The organism is Flagellimonas halotolerans (assembly GCF_035818535.1).
GTDB lineage: Bacteria > Bacteroidota > Bacteroidia > Flavobacteriales > Flavobacteriaceae > Flagellimonas > Flagellimonas halotolerans.
In genome coordinates this window covers 74463-87209 of sequence record NZ_JAYKYV010000004.1, presented here as the reverse complement: position 1 = coordinate 87209, position 12747 = coordinate 74463, and the positions used below count along the sequence as shown (strand labels likewise).

Below are 12747 nucleotides of genomic sequence, written 5' to 3'. Positions count from 1 at the left end.
AAGTTTTTCGGCTATTAAATGTTAGTTGATTCCGGCGCTTCCGCTTTCCTTGGTCCTGATTCTGTAAGCCTCGATAACATCGGAGACGAAAATTTTTCCATCACCAACATTGCCGGTACTGGCAGTGTCCAATAAAACATTCACGGTTTTTTCCAGAAAGTCATCGCTAACTACGATAACCAAATACCTTCTTTGTATATCGCTCGTGCTGTACGATATGCCACGATAGACATGTCCTTGTTTTTCATTACCAACCCCTGTTACATCCCAGTAACTAAAGAAGTTGACCTCAATTTGATGCAGGGCTTTTTTCACCTCATCAAATTTGGATTTTCTAATAATTGCCTCGACTTTTTTCATAATTAAGTAGTTAATTGATGATTCAAATATATAGTAATTGAATATAGACTACCTAAAATAGGAGGGTGGTTGGATAATTTTTATTGGTATAAGAAAAATACCCCCTAAATTTTAGGGGTACTTAATTTTAAGATATTATTTGTTATGTATTTGTTGATTTTATATTAACATTATGTGTCTACAGCTTTATTTTTGTCAATAGAATTGCCTTAAAACATGTGAAATGTTTAATTTTTAACAAATTTTAACGATAAAAATGTAGTTTATAACTAATGGATGTGTCGGGCTATCCATAATCCCAACACAACGGCCAATACACCAATGCCAATACTCGAAATCATGTAAATGGCTAAATTGAGAAGTTCGCCATTCTTTAAATAGGTATGTTTTTCAAAAGCAAATGCGGAAAAAGTAGTGAAGCCACCGCAAAATCCAGTAGCTAGAAAAAGAGTGTTGTTATGGGATAGTAGATTGCCCTTGGCAGAGAGACCTAAAAAAAAACCAATTAACAGACAACCTATAATATTGACCAAAAAAGTGCCAAAAAAGAAATTATGGAAAAGGGGATTGAGGGGTTTGGAAATCAAATAACGTAGAACGCTACCAATTCCCCCGCCCAAAAAAACAAGTAAGGCCTGCTTCATGCCTTAAAGGTACAAACTAAACCGCTTCTTTGTACTCGGTTTCTACGGCCTCACGGGGGAAAAGTTTGGTGGTCGAGGTCTCAGAAATCCGTTGCATAGGTTTTGTAAACCTTTCTTTGGCTCCGTTGACACTGAAAATCAACAGAATGGCATTAACAGTAAGCAAAATAAAAAGAATACTCAAAAATACAGTCATCTAGGTTAGGTGCTAAAGTATTGTTAAAACAAAAGTACGTTTTTTCCTATAAGAACGAAATACAGGGACAACTATTGTTGTTAAACAATTGATTTTTGTGGTAAAGACAAATTAAATGTTAATTTTTGAGGAAGTGTTTAATCAAAAACAGGATAATTATAAATGTTAAGAAAGCAGCTAGAATCCAGATAACACCTTTATAATTTTTTTTGTGCAGTTTCTTGTCCTTTCGATACGAAAATGAGATGATTGCCACAAAGGCTATAAAGAATAAGGCTGCGAAAATTAGCTGTCCCGTACTGAACATATTTTATATTTTTATGCAAAGCTAAATCAAATAAGTGTAATGGAAAGTAAAATTAAGGCCGTGGAGCTCTTTCACAATTCTTTTGGTCTTGGGGTTTCCCAAGAGCCAAAGGCAGATTTGGGAAAGGACAAAAACAATCTAAGGTTCAATTTGATGGATGAGGAGAACCGTGAGTATTTGGAAGCCGCCAATAATAACGATCTGGTTGAAGTTGCCGATGCATTGGGCGATATGCTCTACATTTTATGCGGAACCATACTAGAGCATGGCATGCAATACAAGATAGAAGAAGTTTTTGAAGAGATACAACGCAGCAACATGAGTAAACTTGGAGCCGATGGAAAACCCATTTACCGTAAAGATGGAAAAGTACTGAAAGGTCCAAATTACTTTAAGCCCGACATTCAAAACATTATAGATAAATAAAAGAGGTTTAAAAAGCAACAAAAATTTGATCTTGTCAGGTTGAGCCCTTCGGATACACTCAGGATAAATTGAAGTCGAAACTCCCTTGATTATCAACTTAACCTAGGTTCTCAACTGCGCTCGCACAATCAGGTAATGAGCTTTTTAGACCTCTTCTGTTTTTACTGGGTGACTTCTTGTCGCCATCCAAACTTATCCTCTGCTCGGTTGTATTGAATATCAGTGATTCTTTTCTTGAGCAAAGAAGCATAGCTCCCCTCCAAATCCGGAAGTTCGTAATCCTTGCCGTGGTAGCCAAAGCCTGAAATCGGAGACACTACCGCAGCCGTACCTGCCCCGAACATTTCTTTTAACGAGCCATTTTCTGCGGCCTCGACCAATTCGTGAACGGATATTTTACGGACCTCGGTTTTAATACCTTCGTCTTTGGCAATATCCAAAATGCTTTTTCTGGTAATTCCGTCCAGGATACGGTCGCTGGTAGGTGCGGTCATCAAAGTATCGTTAATACGAACAAAAACGTTCATGGCGCCAGCTTCCTCAATAAACTCGTGGGTGTTGTCATCCGTCCAAATTACTTGTTGATACCCTTTGTCCGCAGCCAATTTTGTCGGGTAGAACTGACCTGCGTAGTTGCCGCCAGCTTTGGCATAACCAACCCCGCCGTTTGCTGCTCGGGAATAGGTCTCTTCTATCAACACTTTCACTTTTCCCGAAAAATAGGCGCCAGAAGGGGCACAGGCGATAATAAATTTGTATTCATCGGCCGGTGAAGCGTGAAACCCATTTCCAGAGGCAAAAACAAAAGGTCTAATATATAAGGAACTTCCTGGGTTTTGAGGAATCCAGTCGCTCTCCAATTGGATAAGAGCATTGAGCCCCTCCATAAAATAAGCTTCGGGTATTTCTGGAATGGCCAATCTTTGGGCCGACTTGTTCAATCGTTTCCAATTTTCCTCTGGTCTAAAAAGCCAGACTTTTCCATCTTCGTCCTTGTAGGCCTTCATCCCTTCAAAGATAGATTGACCGTAATGGAAAATCTTTGCGGAAGGATCCAAGGTAATGGGTTGGTACGGAACCACTTTGGGTGCGGACCATTCACCATTCTTATAATCGCAGACCAACATGTGGTCGGAATAAACACTTCCAAAGGAAAGGTTGTTAAAATCCACGTCATGGATTTTAGAGGATTTAGTCTTCTCTATAGCAATTTTGTTAGCCATTGTTTCCATATCACTTACATTTACCGTGATAAAATTAGCTATTTATTGTTAGTTTTGGACGTTTCGCAAATCTAAATATTATACTTGGCCCACAATTATTTAAATGTTATCAAAAATGAAGATTTTTAACACTTTTACTACTATTTTTTTACTGGGTGTTTTGATGGTCTCCTGTAAACAAGAGGTTATGCAAGGCGATTATTTTGGGGAGCAATTTGAAATTTCAAAAAAAGCGTCCAAAACATCGGCCCCTTTTAATAAGATCTCTGGCAAGGATTCCTTGCAGACACAAATTGTGGGTGAGATCAAGGAAGTTTGTCAAGCCAAAGGTTGCTGGATGAAGGTGCAGTTGGAATCCAACGACGAGGTCTTTGTCCGTTTTAAGGATTATGGATTCTTTGTCCCAAAAGATGCAGCGGGTAAAAAAGTGGTAATGGACGGAGCGGCATTTTTCGAGGAAATGTCTGTAGAGGACCAAAAACACTATGCCAAGGACGAAGGTGCTTCCGAAGACGAATTGGCCCAAATAACCACTCCAAAAAAAACACTAAGGTTTGAGGCGGAAGGTGTGCTAATCGCCTCTCAACCTTGAAACGAAGGATAATCACAACTGGCGATGGTTCCAAGACCATCCAAATAGAGGATTGGGACGAACAGTACCATTCCAAGCACGGTGCCGTCCAAGAGGCCTATCATGTTTTTATAGAGCACGGTCTAAGGCTGTTCCAAAATGGACACATCCATCTTTTGGAGATAGGTTTTGGTACGGGTCTCAATGCGCTTATTACCCTAATGGAAGCTCCCAAACAATATTTGGGTGTTGACTATGTGGCGGTTGAGGCGTTTCCGGTTTCCATGGAAGAAGTGGAAGCATTGGATTATTGCAAACAGTTAAAAGCCGGGGATCATCAAGATGACTTTCAAAAAATGCACAGTTCCCCTTGGGAACAAACCGTGACATTAACGCCAAATTTCTCCCTGCTAAAACAAAAAAGGGATTTCAGGGAAATCAGTCAGCAAAACCAGTTCGACCTTATATACTTTGATGCATTCGGTGCTAGGGTCCAACCTGAACTTTGGACAGAAGATATTTTTCTGAAAATGTACCAAGCACTAAAAACCAACGGAGTTTTGGTCACTTACGCAGCCAAAGGCAGTGTGCGCCGAGCCATGCAAGCAGTTGGTTTTACCGTGGAACGCTTACCTGGGCCACCGGGCAAAAGAGAAATGCTTAGGGCCATAAAACCCGGGTAGTTCCCAATGTTCTGTTAAGAAAAAAGCCTTTGGTATCATGAAATGGTTTAAAGTTTAAACAAATATGTTAAACCTGAATTAAGGTCTAATAAACAGTCAATTAAACCTATAACTTTGTATAAAATGACAGTATGAAGGTGTTGATAACAGGAGCTACAGGATTGGTTGGGCAGGCCATAACAAAAGTACTGCACCAAAAAGGAATACCTGTAAATTATTTAACCACAAGTAAGGACAAGGTTTCTTCCACAGAGGATTTTCAAGGTTTTTACTGGAATCCTTCCAAGGGCGAAATAGATTTGGAATGTTTTGAAAATGTACAGGCCATTATCAATTTGGCTGGGACCAGTATAGCCAAACGCTGGACACCCAAGCAAAAAAAGAAAGTACTCTCTAGCCGAATCAATAGCTTAAGAACATTGAAAAAAGGACTTGAGCAGTCCAATAACAAGGAGGTTGAATGCATGGTTTCCGCATCAGCCATTGGCATATATCCCGATTCTATTTCAGATTATTATGATGAGGGCACATCCAAAGTTGATGAAGGTTTTTTGGGCGAGGTAGTTCAAAAATGGGAAGCCGAGGCCGAAACCTTTGAAACAATTGGTGTAGATGTCGCTAAAATCAGGATAGGTCTCGTACTGTCAACAGAGGGTGGTGCCCTGCCCAAAATGGCAAGGCCTGTAAAAAACTTTGTTGGCGCACCGATTGGTAGTGGTGAACAATGGCAATCTTGGATCCATATCAAAGATTTGGCGCATATGTTCGCTTTTGCGGTAGAAAATAACCTTCGGGGCACATATAATGGTGTGGCCCCCAATCCAGTCACCAACACAAAACTTACCAAGGAACTGGCTAAAATTTTGGAAAGACCCCTGTGGTTGCCAAATGTACCCGCATTTTTCTTAAAGCTGGTTTTGGGAAAAATGGCTACTCTTTTACTGGCAAGCCAACGGGTGAGCAGTAAAAAAATAGAGGAAGAAGGATTTTCTTTTCAGTATGTGAATATTTGCCAAGCATTAAAAAAATTATATACACCACAAGAAAAAGGTATGCCTGCATCTGTTGAAGCATAGAAAAATCAGGGCTTACATACTTTTTAAAAGATTAAAAGACCGCTTTTGGCGGCTTTTTTTATGTTTTGCGGTGACATTTTGACATTTTTAGACAATTGGCAGTACTTTTGCCACTTCAAATCGGAATAAAACATTAGAACATGAGCAATAAAAGTAAGGTTGAGGAAATGGAAGATGAGCCTAAAAAAGGGCAAACCGAAGAAAGTACTGAGCTGAACGATGAAAATATAGAAACCGAAACCACGGAAGAAATCGAAGAAGAAGTTTCTGGGGAGGAGAAGCTGCGTGAAGATTTGGCAAAAGAAAAAGAGAAGTTCCTGAGGCTTTTTGCCGAGTTTGAAAATTATAAGCGAAGAACTTCCAAGGAGCGTATGGATTTGTTCAAGACGGCCGGACAAGAGGTCATGGTGGCTTTGCTTCCTATTTTGGACGATTTTGAACGTGCTTTAAAAGAGCTTTCCAAATCCGAGGACAGGGAAATGTTCAAAGGCGTGGAACTTATCAGCAATAAATTCAAAGAAACCTTGAAGAACAAGGGTCTGGAACAGGTTGAGGTAAAAGCGGGGGATATATTTGATGCCGAGGTGCACGATGCCATTACCCAGATACCTGCACCGGACAAGAAAATGAAAGGGAAAATCATAGATGTCGTGGAAAAAGGCTTCAAGCTTGGAGACCGCATTATAAGACATCCAAAAGTCGTTGTTGGAAACTAAAACTGTATGAAGGAGGATTATTACGAAATATTGGGAGTCTCCAAAGGAGCTTCAGCTGCGGAAATAAAAAAAGCCTACAGGAAAAAGGCCATCGAGTTTCACCCAGACAAAAACCCAGGTGATGCCAAGGCAGAGGAAATGTTTAAAAAATCTGCCGAGGCTTATGAAGTATTGGGCAATCCTGACAAAAAGGCAAAATACGACCAATTTGGACATGCTGCCTTCGATGGTAGTGGCGGATTTGGCGGTGGAGGTATGAACATGGACGATATCTTCAGTCAATTCGGTGATATTTTTGGTGGCGCCTTTGGCGGTGGCGGAGGATTCAGTGGATTTGGCGGATTTGGTGGCGGACAGCGCAGGGCCAAGGGAAGCAACCTTCGTATCCGTGTTAAGCTAACGCTGGAAGAAGTGGCCAATGGTGTAGAAAAGAAAGTTAAGGTAAGACGAAAGCTCCAAGCCGATGGGGTTACCTATAGAACTTGCCCTACTTGTAACGGTACCGGACAGATCACCAAAATCACCAACACCATTTTGGGCAGAATGCAAACAGCTACCACCTGTACAACTTGTGGGGGTGCTGGGCAGTCCATAGATAAAAAACCTGCTGGAGCCGATGCCCAAGGGCTCAAGGTCGAAGAAGAGACCGTGTCCATTAAAATTCCACCAGGAGTGGAGGATGGCATGCAGCTAAAAGTATCCGGCAAAGGTAATGATGCCCCCGGAAACGGTATTGCGGGAGATTTGTTGGTCGCCATTGAAACTGTTGAGCACGAAACGCTTAAACGTGAAGGGGACAATCTGCATTACGATTTGTACATAAGCATGCCCGAAGCCGTTTTGGGAAGTTCCAAAGAAATTGATGCCATAGGCGGAAAAGTTCGTATAAAATTGGAGCCAGGGCTACAGTCCGGAAAGATTTTAAGACTTCGCGGTAAGGGGATAAACAGCCTTAACGGGTATGGCGCGGGAGACTTATTGGTGCATGTAAACGTATGGACACCAAAAAATATAAATAAGGAGCAAAAGGAGTTTTTTGAGCGTATGCAGGACGATGAAAACTTTGTTCCAAGGCCCGAAAAATCGGATAAATCTTTTTTTGAGAAGGTAAAAGATATGTTCTCTTAAGAGAAAAAACCTTCTGTTTAAATAAAAAACGTATATTTGAAACTGATGTTGGGTGACCGATATCTAATTTTCTTTTTCATAGCAATTTTTTTCCCATCCTTGATTTTTTTAAGGGTGGGTTTTTGTTTTTATAGGAAAATGGGTAGCTAGCAAATACATATCTTTGAAAAAATAGTTTACATGGATCATATCCTTGTTGCCAAAAATGTGACCAAAACCTATGGTGATTACACAGCGCTGAGCAACATTTCACTTCAAATTCCAGAGAATTGCATATACGGACTTTTGGGCCCTAATGGGGCAGGTAAAACTTCGTTTATCAGAATTATTAACCAGATTACGCACCAAGACTCTGGTGACATTTGGCTCAATGGTGAGCCCTTGGCCCCAAAGCATATAGCTTCCATTGGGTATTTGCCCGAGGAAAGGGGACTGTACAAGAGTATGAAGGTGGGGGAGCAGGTACTTTATTTGGCACAATTGAAGGGATTGTCCAAAAATGAGGCAAAAACAAGGCTCAAATATTGGTTTGACCGTTTGGATATAGGGGACTGGTGGGATAAAAAAATACAAGAGCTTTCCAAGGGAATGGCTCAAAAGATACAGTTTATCGTTACCGTATTGCACGAACCAAAATTGTTGATTTTTGATGAGCCTTTTAGTGGTTTTGACCCCATAAATGCGAATATGATCAAGGATGAAATCCTTCAGTTAAAGGAAAAGGGTACATCTATCATTTTTTCCACGCACCGTATGGAGTCGGTGGAAGAGCTTTGTGAGTACATTGCCCTTATCCATAAATCCGAAAAAATATTGGACGGAAAACTGTCGGACATAAAAAAGGCTTACAAGAACAACATTTTTAATGTGGGTGTGCAAATGGAGAAAGATGCAGAGGCCTTTATGCGTTCTTTGGGACAAAAGTTCAACATTCTTTCTTCGGAAATAGATGCTTTGGAAAATCAAATACATTTTAAGGTGCAGTTGCCATCATCGCATACAGGTGATATTTTAGCGGAACTCTCCAAGGTATCGAACATAAACAGGTTCGAAGAAACCATACCTTCGGCCAACGATATTTTTATTCAAACTGTAAACAACAAGGACAATGGCAAGTAAACTTGGTTTGATCATAAAACGCGAATATTTGGCCAAGGTGCGCAACCGTTCCTTTATTGTTATGACCATTTTGAGCCCACTCCTAATGGTGGGGATGGTTGTGCTTATTGCGTATTTGGCCAAAATAAATGATGATGAGACCAGGGTAGTCTCCGTTTTGAACGAAAGTGCCTTCTTTCAAAGTGAATTTAATCCATCCAAGAATATATCCTATGTCCACATGAGCGACTTGACCTTGGAGCAGGCCAAGGACTCGACCAATTCCTTGGAATATTATGGGTTGCTCTACATTCCCGAAGGGGCAACGGTCGATGAGGTGTCCAATGCCTCGTATCTTTTTACCAAGGACAACCCCAATACCTCGGTGACCAAAGAATTGGAGGATGTTTTTCAAAACCAACTGCGTCAAGATCGTTTGCAAAAGCTAGGAGTGACCCCAAAACAGTTTTCCAGTGTGGAAAAACCTTTTGAGATCAACCTATCCACATTCGATGGGGGAAAAAGTATAAGGGGCATCAACGAGATCAAAGCCATTATTGGAGGAGGTTTTGGCTATGCAATCATGATGTTCATCATTATTTATGGGGGCTTTGTGATGCGCAGTGTTATCGAGGAAAAAACCAGCAGGATCATCGAAGTGATCATATCCTCTGTAAAACCATTTCAATTAATGCTCGGAAAGATTATAGGGAATTCTTTGGCAGGAATCACCCAGTTTACCATTTGGATCATTTCCGCATCATTGTTGATGTTAGTGGCAGTGATGATTTTTGGAATAGACTTGACGGCACTATCAAACGACAATGGTGTGACTTCTGGGGCAATGGGAGTGTCACAATTAGGCACTATGGATGATAAAATGATGTTGTACGCCAAGGAAGTCTACGATATTCCATGGGGCTTGCTCATAGCATCATTCTTTATTTATTTTATACTTGGTTACCTTATATATAGTTCCATTTATGCGGCTATTGGTGCCGCGGTGGATAATGAGACGGATACACAACAATTTATTTTTCCTATTATATTACCTTTAATGCTGGCTATTTATGTTGGGTTCTTTTCGGTTTTCAGCAACCCGCATGGACCCATTGCAGTTGGGTTTTCGTTGTTTCCATTAACATCGCCCATTGTAATGCTGATGCGCTTGCCGGGAGGAATAGGGGAAGGCGGAGTGCCTTTGTGGCAATTTTTATTGTCCGTTTTTCTTTTGATAATTACCTTTTGGGGAATTGTATCATTGGCGGCCAAAATTTATAGAACAGGCATCTTAATGTACGGTAAAAAACCAACATACAAAGAATTGGTAAAATGGTTGAGATATTAAAATAGTATGCAAGAAGGCGCAGAAGAAATAAAGGAAATCATTACGAAAGATGTTTGGGGGACCATAAAGGAATTTTTGGACCTTGGATTCCATATTGGGGAGGGTGAAAAGGCTATAAATCTTACTATTGGACTTTTGCTATTGTTGACGATTACGATAGTGGTAACCAAATTTTTGCTGAAATGGCTACGCCGCATTTTTACCCGAAAAATGCAACAGGAAGACAAACAAAAGTTTTCCAGTGTATTCAAATTTATCCATTACGTCGTTTACCTCATTGCTGTATTGGTCACCTTAAGTGCAGCAGGAGTGGATATCACTTTGGTGATTACGGCCTCAGCAGCACTTTTTGTAGGTTTGGGTCTTGCATTGCAAGAGTTGTTCAAGGATATTCTCGGGGGTATTTTTATCATAGTGGATAAATCACTTCAGGTAGGCGATGTTGTTGAGGTTGATGGTAAGGTTGGTAAAGTCTTCGAAATAAAACTCCGAACCACAAGGGCCATTACCCGTGATGATAAGGTATTGATACTGCCCAACCACAAATTTATAAGCGATATTGTATACAATTATACCCAAAACCATAGAACCACTCGAGAAAAAGTAAGTGTAGGTGTTGCCTATGGTAGCGATGTGGATTTGGTGACCACTATTTTGGAAGAAGTGGCCCATACCCAAAAACAAGTGCTCAAAAATCCAAAACCATTTGTACTGTTCGAGGATTTTGGAGATTCAGCATTGATTTTCTCCATATACTTCTTTACCAACGATACCTTCCGAGATCCACGGATAAAAAGTGAAATGCGCTATAAAATCAATGCCAAGTTCAAGGAGAACAACGTTAGCATCCCGTTCCCGCAGCGCGATATACATATAATTCAGCCAAAACAATAGACACACATAAAAACCTCAACCCACCATATTGCAATTTGGAAGTGGTTCACTTTCATTGTAATACTTTGTAACCATAATTTATGGGCACAGAGCACAGATATTTTTAGGCTGGAATACCTTAATATTCCCGAGAACGATAGCGGCGTCAAGACACAGCGCTACAAAGCGTTGCTCAATTTCCCCATACAGCTGAACAACAATAAGGATTATCTGGTTACAGGTGCCGAATATAATCGTTTTGATATGGGGTATTCAGCAGACCTTCCATTTGATAAAAAAGAAATGATCCGCTTCCATGTCATCGATTTTAATTTGGGATTGATCAAAAAATGGAACGAGAATTGGAATTTTGTGGCCATATTGACTCCTAGATTGGCGTCCAATTTATTGGATGGTGTGCTGCAGGATGATTTTTTTATGAATGGCTCTGCGGCTTTTTGGAAAGAAAAACCAAAAGCAGATAAACCTTTTCGGGTGGTTTTGGGGCTGACCTACAACAGCACTACCGGGATTCCCGTACCGCTGCCCCTGATCCATTACTATAAAAAGTTTCACCCAGACTGGTCGTTTATAGTAGGAGTGCCAAAATCCAATCTTAAATATCATTTTGATAAAAAACACAGTTTGGAGTTGGCACTGTTCTTGGATGGTTACTTTTTAAATCTTCAAAACGATATTGTTTTGGATAATGGGTTGGCAGCTTCCCGGATTTCGTTCAACACTTTGGTGGGTAGCTTGGGGTATCAGTACCGTATTTCCAAGAGCATGTCCTTTTTTGCCATTGTGGGAAGCAGTGTGTATCAAGAGGGCAAATTAAGGGATAAAGATCGTGGTGAGGTGTATTTGTTTAATAACGATGCAAATTTTTATATTAGAACAGGTTTCAAAATAGGAATATTTTAAAAAGCAGTATATGTCAAAAATTCTGATAATAGAGGACGAATCGGCAATTAGAAGGGTGTTGGTGAAAATATTGGCCGAGGAAAACGATGGTTATAATGTAGCTGAAGCAGAGGACGGCCTAGCAGGAATTGAAGTCATCAAAAAGGAAGATTTTGACCTAGTGCTCTGCGATATCAAAATGCCAAAGATGGATGGGGTAGAGGTTTTGGAAGCCGCCAAGAAAATAAAACCAGAGATTCCATTTATAATGATTTCAGGTCATGGCGATCTCGACACGGCAGTAAATACCATGCGGTTGGGGGCATACGATTACATCTCCAAACCACCGGATTTGAACCGATTGCTTACCACGGTTCGCAATGCCTTGGACCGAAAGGAACTGGCCGTGGAGAACAAGGTGCTCAAGAAAAAGATTTCCAAGAACTATGAAATGATTGGGGAGAGCAAGGAGATAAATGCCATAAAGGACATGATCGAAAAAGTAGCGCCTACCGATGCCCGGGTTCTGATTACGGGTTCCAACGGTACCGGTAAAGAACTGGTGGCCCATTGGGTACACCAAAAAAGCCCCCGTTCATCGTCCCCATTTGTTGAGGTGAATTGTGCAGCGATCCCCTCTGAGTTGATTGAAAGTGAGTTGTTTGGACACGTCAAGGGTGCATTTACATCTGCTGTTAAAGATAGGGCGGGTAAGTTTGAGGCGGCCAATAAGGGAACCATATTTTTGGATGAGATAGGCGATATGAGCCTTTCAGCCCAAGCCAAAGTACTTCGGGCCCTGCAAGAGAACAAAATCAGTCGCGTAGGTTCCGATAAGGACATTAAAGTAGATGTTCGGGTACTTGCAGCTACCAACAAGGATCTAAAAAAGGAAATAGAGGCAGGCAAATTCCGGGAGGATCTTTACCACCGTTTGGCCGTGATCCTGATCAAGGTTCCGGCACTCAACGAAAGGCGTGACGATATACCTTTGTTGATAGAACATTTCGGCAAAAAAATAGCATCCGAACAAGGAACAGGACAAAAGAGCTTCTCCAAAAAGGCCATAGAGCTGCTTAAAAGTTATGATTGGACAGGAAATGTACGCGAACTCCGCAATGTCGTGGAACGTCTGATCATTCTAGGAGGTAAGGAGGTATCCGAAGAGGATGTTAAACTATTCGCCAGTAAATAG

The 12747-nt window shown here is 40.9% G+C and carries 16 protein-coding genes; 11 read left to right on the top strand and 5 right to left on the bottom strand.

Annotation, left to right across the window (positions count from 1 at the left end):
- Positions 1–21 precede the first annotated feature (21 nt).
- The 4 genes from VM932_RS06415 to VM932_RS06400 form a co-directional block, all read right to left on the bottom strand.
- Positions 22–360, bottom strand: a complete 339-nt coding sequence (locus tag VM932_RS06415) for a P-II family nitrogen regulator (protein ID WP_108246498.1) — start codon at positions 358–360, stop codon at positions 22–24.
- A 269-nt stretch (positions 361–629) separates the two neighbouring features.
- Positions 630–1004 (bottom strand): fluoride efflux transporter CrcB, encoded by a 375-nt coding sequence (gene crcB / locus VM932_RS06410; RefSeq protein ID WP_326277928.1) that lies wholly within the window; start codon positions 1002–1004, stop codon positions 630–632.
- A gap of 16 nt (positions 1005–1020) precedes the next feature.
- Positions 1021–1200 carry a hypothetical protein gene (locus VM932_RS06405; RefSeq protein ID WP_326277926.1) on the bottom strand — a complete coding sequence of 60 codons (180 nt, stop codon included), beginning with the start codon at positions 1198–1200 and terminating at the stop codon, positions 1021–1023.
- Between the two features lie 118 nt (positions 1201–1318).
- The gene (locus VM932_RS06400; protein ID WP_239057436.1) at positions 1319–1507 is read right to left on the bottom strand and encodes a hypothetical protein; all 189 of its coding nucleotides are present in this window, start codon (positions 1505–1507) and stop codon (positions 1319–1321) included.
- Positions 1508–1546: 39 nt separating this feature from the next.
- On the opposite strand from VM932_RS06400, the gene VM932_RS06395 reads away from it, so the two are divergent.
- Positions 1547–1933, top strand: coding sequence for a pyrophosphohydrolase domain-containing protein (locus VM932_RS06395; protein ID WP_293168400.1), 387 nt, complete (start codon positions 1547–1549; stop codon positions 1931–1933).
- 161 nt (positions 1934–2094) lie between these two features.
- Here VM932_RS06395 and VM932_RS06390 read toward each other — a convergent pair whose 3' ends face one another.
- On the bottom strand, positions 2095–3165 hold the full coding sequence (locus VM932_RS06390; RefSeq protein ID WP_326277921.1) for a branched-chain amino acid aminotransferase: 1071 nt from the start codon (positions 3163–3165) through the stop codon (positions 2095–2097).
- Positions 3166–3271: 106 nt separating this feature from the next.
- Here VM932_RS06390 and VM932_RS06385 point away from each other — a divergent pair, with 106 nt between their 5' ends.
- From VM932_RS06385 to VM932_RS06340, 10 genes are all read left to right on the top strand, one after another.
- Positions 3272–3748 (top strand): DUF4920 domain-containing protein, encoded by a 477-nt coding sequence (locus VM932_RS06385; RefSeq protein WP_326277919.1) that lies wholly within the window; start codon positions 3272–3274, stop codon positions 3746–3748.
- On the top strand, positions 3745–4410 hold the full coding sequence (gene mnmC2, locus VM932_RS06380; RefSeq protein WP_326277917.1) for a tRNA (5-methylaminomethyl-2-thiouridine)(34)-methyltransferase MnmC2: 666 nt from the start codon (positions 3745–3747) through the stop codon (positions 4408–4410). The genes VM932_RS06385 and mnmC2 overlap by 4 nt, the downstream gene beginning before the upstream one ends.
- Before the next feature lie 131 nt (positions 4411–4541).
- A complete protein-coding gene (locus VM932_RS06375; protein ID WP_326277915.1) occupies positions 4542–5486 on the top strand; it encodes a TIGR01777 family oxidoreductase in 945 nt (314 codons plus the stop codon).
- A 140-nt stretch (positions 5487–5626) separates the two neighbouring features.
- Positions 5627–6202, top strand: a complete 576-nt coding sequence (locus tag VM932_RS06370; RefSeq protein ID WP_326277913.1) for a nucleotide exchange factor GrpE — start codon at positions 5627–5629, stop codon at positions 6200–6202.
- 6 nt (positions 6203–6208) lie between these two features.
- Complete coding sequence (dnaJ, locus tag VM932_RS06365) at positions 6209–7330, top strand: molecular chaperone DnaJ (RefSeq protein ID WP_326277911.1); 1122 nt, start codon at positions 6209–6211, stop codon at positions 7328–7330.
- 180 nt (positions 7331–7510) lie between these two features.
- Positions 7511–8449, top strand: a complete 939-nt coding sequence (locus VM932_RS06360; protein WP_326277909.1) for an ABC transporter ATP-binding protein — start codon at positions 7511–7513, stop codon at positions 8447–8449.
- Entirely contained in the window at positions 8439–9776 is a 1338-nt protein-coding gene (locus VM932_RS06355) for an ABC transporter permease (RefSeq protein WP_326277907.1), read from the top strand. Before VM932_RS06360 ends, VM932_RS06355 begins: the two co-directional genes overlap by 11 nt.
- Before the next feature lie 6 nt (positions 9777–9782).
- On the top strand, positions 9783–10670 hold the full coding sequence (locus VM932_RS06350; protein ID WP_326277905.1) for a mechanosensitive ion channel family protein: 888 nt from the start codon (positions 9783–9785) through the stop codon (positions 10668–10670).
- 6 nt (positions 10671–10676) lie between these two features.
- The gene (locus tag VM932_RS06345; protein ID WP_326278129.1) at positions 10677–11573 is read left to right on the top strand and encodes a DUF6268 family outer membrane beta-barrel protein; all 897 of its coding nucleotides are present in this window, start codon (positions 10677–10679) and stop codon (positions 11571–11573) included.
- 10 nt (positions 11574–11583) lie between these two features.
- Positions 11584–12747, top strand: a complete 1164-nt coding sequence (locus VM932_RS06340; protein ID WP_326277903.1) for a sigma-54-dependent transcriptional regulator — start codon at positions 11584–11586, stop codon at positions 12745–12747.

Coding starts and splice junctions, on each gene's coding strand:
- crcB (WP_326277928.1), bottom strand. CDS start 1,004: ATGAAGCAGGCCTTACTTGTTTTTTTGGGCGGGGGAATTGGTAGCGTT.
- VM932_RS06350 (WP_326277905.1), top strand. CDS start 9,783: ATGCAAGAAGGCGCAGAAGAAATAAAGGAAATCATTACGAAAGATGTT.
- VM932_RS06390 (WP_326277921.1), bottom strand. CDS start 3,165: ATGGAAACAATGGCTAACAAAATTGCTATAGAGAAGACTAAATCCTCT.
- VM932_RS06385 (WP_326277919.1), top strand. CDS start 3,272: ATGAAGATTTTTAACACTTTTACTACTATTTTTTTACTGGGTGTTTTG.
- VM932_RS06370 (WP_326277913.1), top strand. CDS start 5,627: ATGAGCAATAAAAGTAAGGTTGAGGAAATGGAAGATGAGCCTAAAAAA.
- VM932_RS06375 (WP_326277915.1), top strand. CDS start 4,542: ATGAAGGTGTTGATAACAGGAGCTACAGGATTGGTTGGGCAGGCCATA.
- dnaJ (WP_326277911.1), top strand. CDS start 6,209: ATGAAGGAGGATTATTACGAAATATTGGGAGTCTCCAAAGGAGCTTCA.
- VM932_RS06415 (WP_108246498.1), bottom strand. CDS start 360: ATGAAAAAAGTCGAGGCAATTATTAGAAAATCCAAATTTGATGAGGTG.
- VM932_RS06400 (WP_239057436.1), bottom strand. CDS start 1,507: ATGTTCAGTACGGGACAGCTAATTTTCGCAGCCTTATTCTTTATAGCC.
- VM932_RS06360 (WP_326277909.1), top strand. CDS start 7,511: ATGGATCATATCCTTGTTGCCAAAAATGTGACCAAAACCTATGGTGAT.
- VM932_RS06340 (WP_326277903.1), top strand. CDS start 11,584: ATGTCAAAAATTCTGATAATAGAGGACGAATCGGCAATTAGAAGGGTG.
- VM932_RS06405 (WP_326277926.1), bottom strand. CDS start 1,200: ATGACTGTATTTTTGAGTATTCTTTTTATTTTGCTTACTGTTAATGCC.
- VM932_RS06395 (WP_293168400.1), top strand. CDS start 1,547: ATGGAAAGTAAAATTAAGGCCGTGGAGCTCTTTCACAATTCTTTTGGT.
- VM932_RS06355 (WP_326277907.1), top strand. CDS start 8,439: ATGGCAAGTAAACTTGGTTTGATCATAAAACGCGAATATTTGGCCAAG.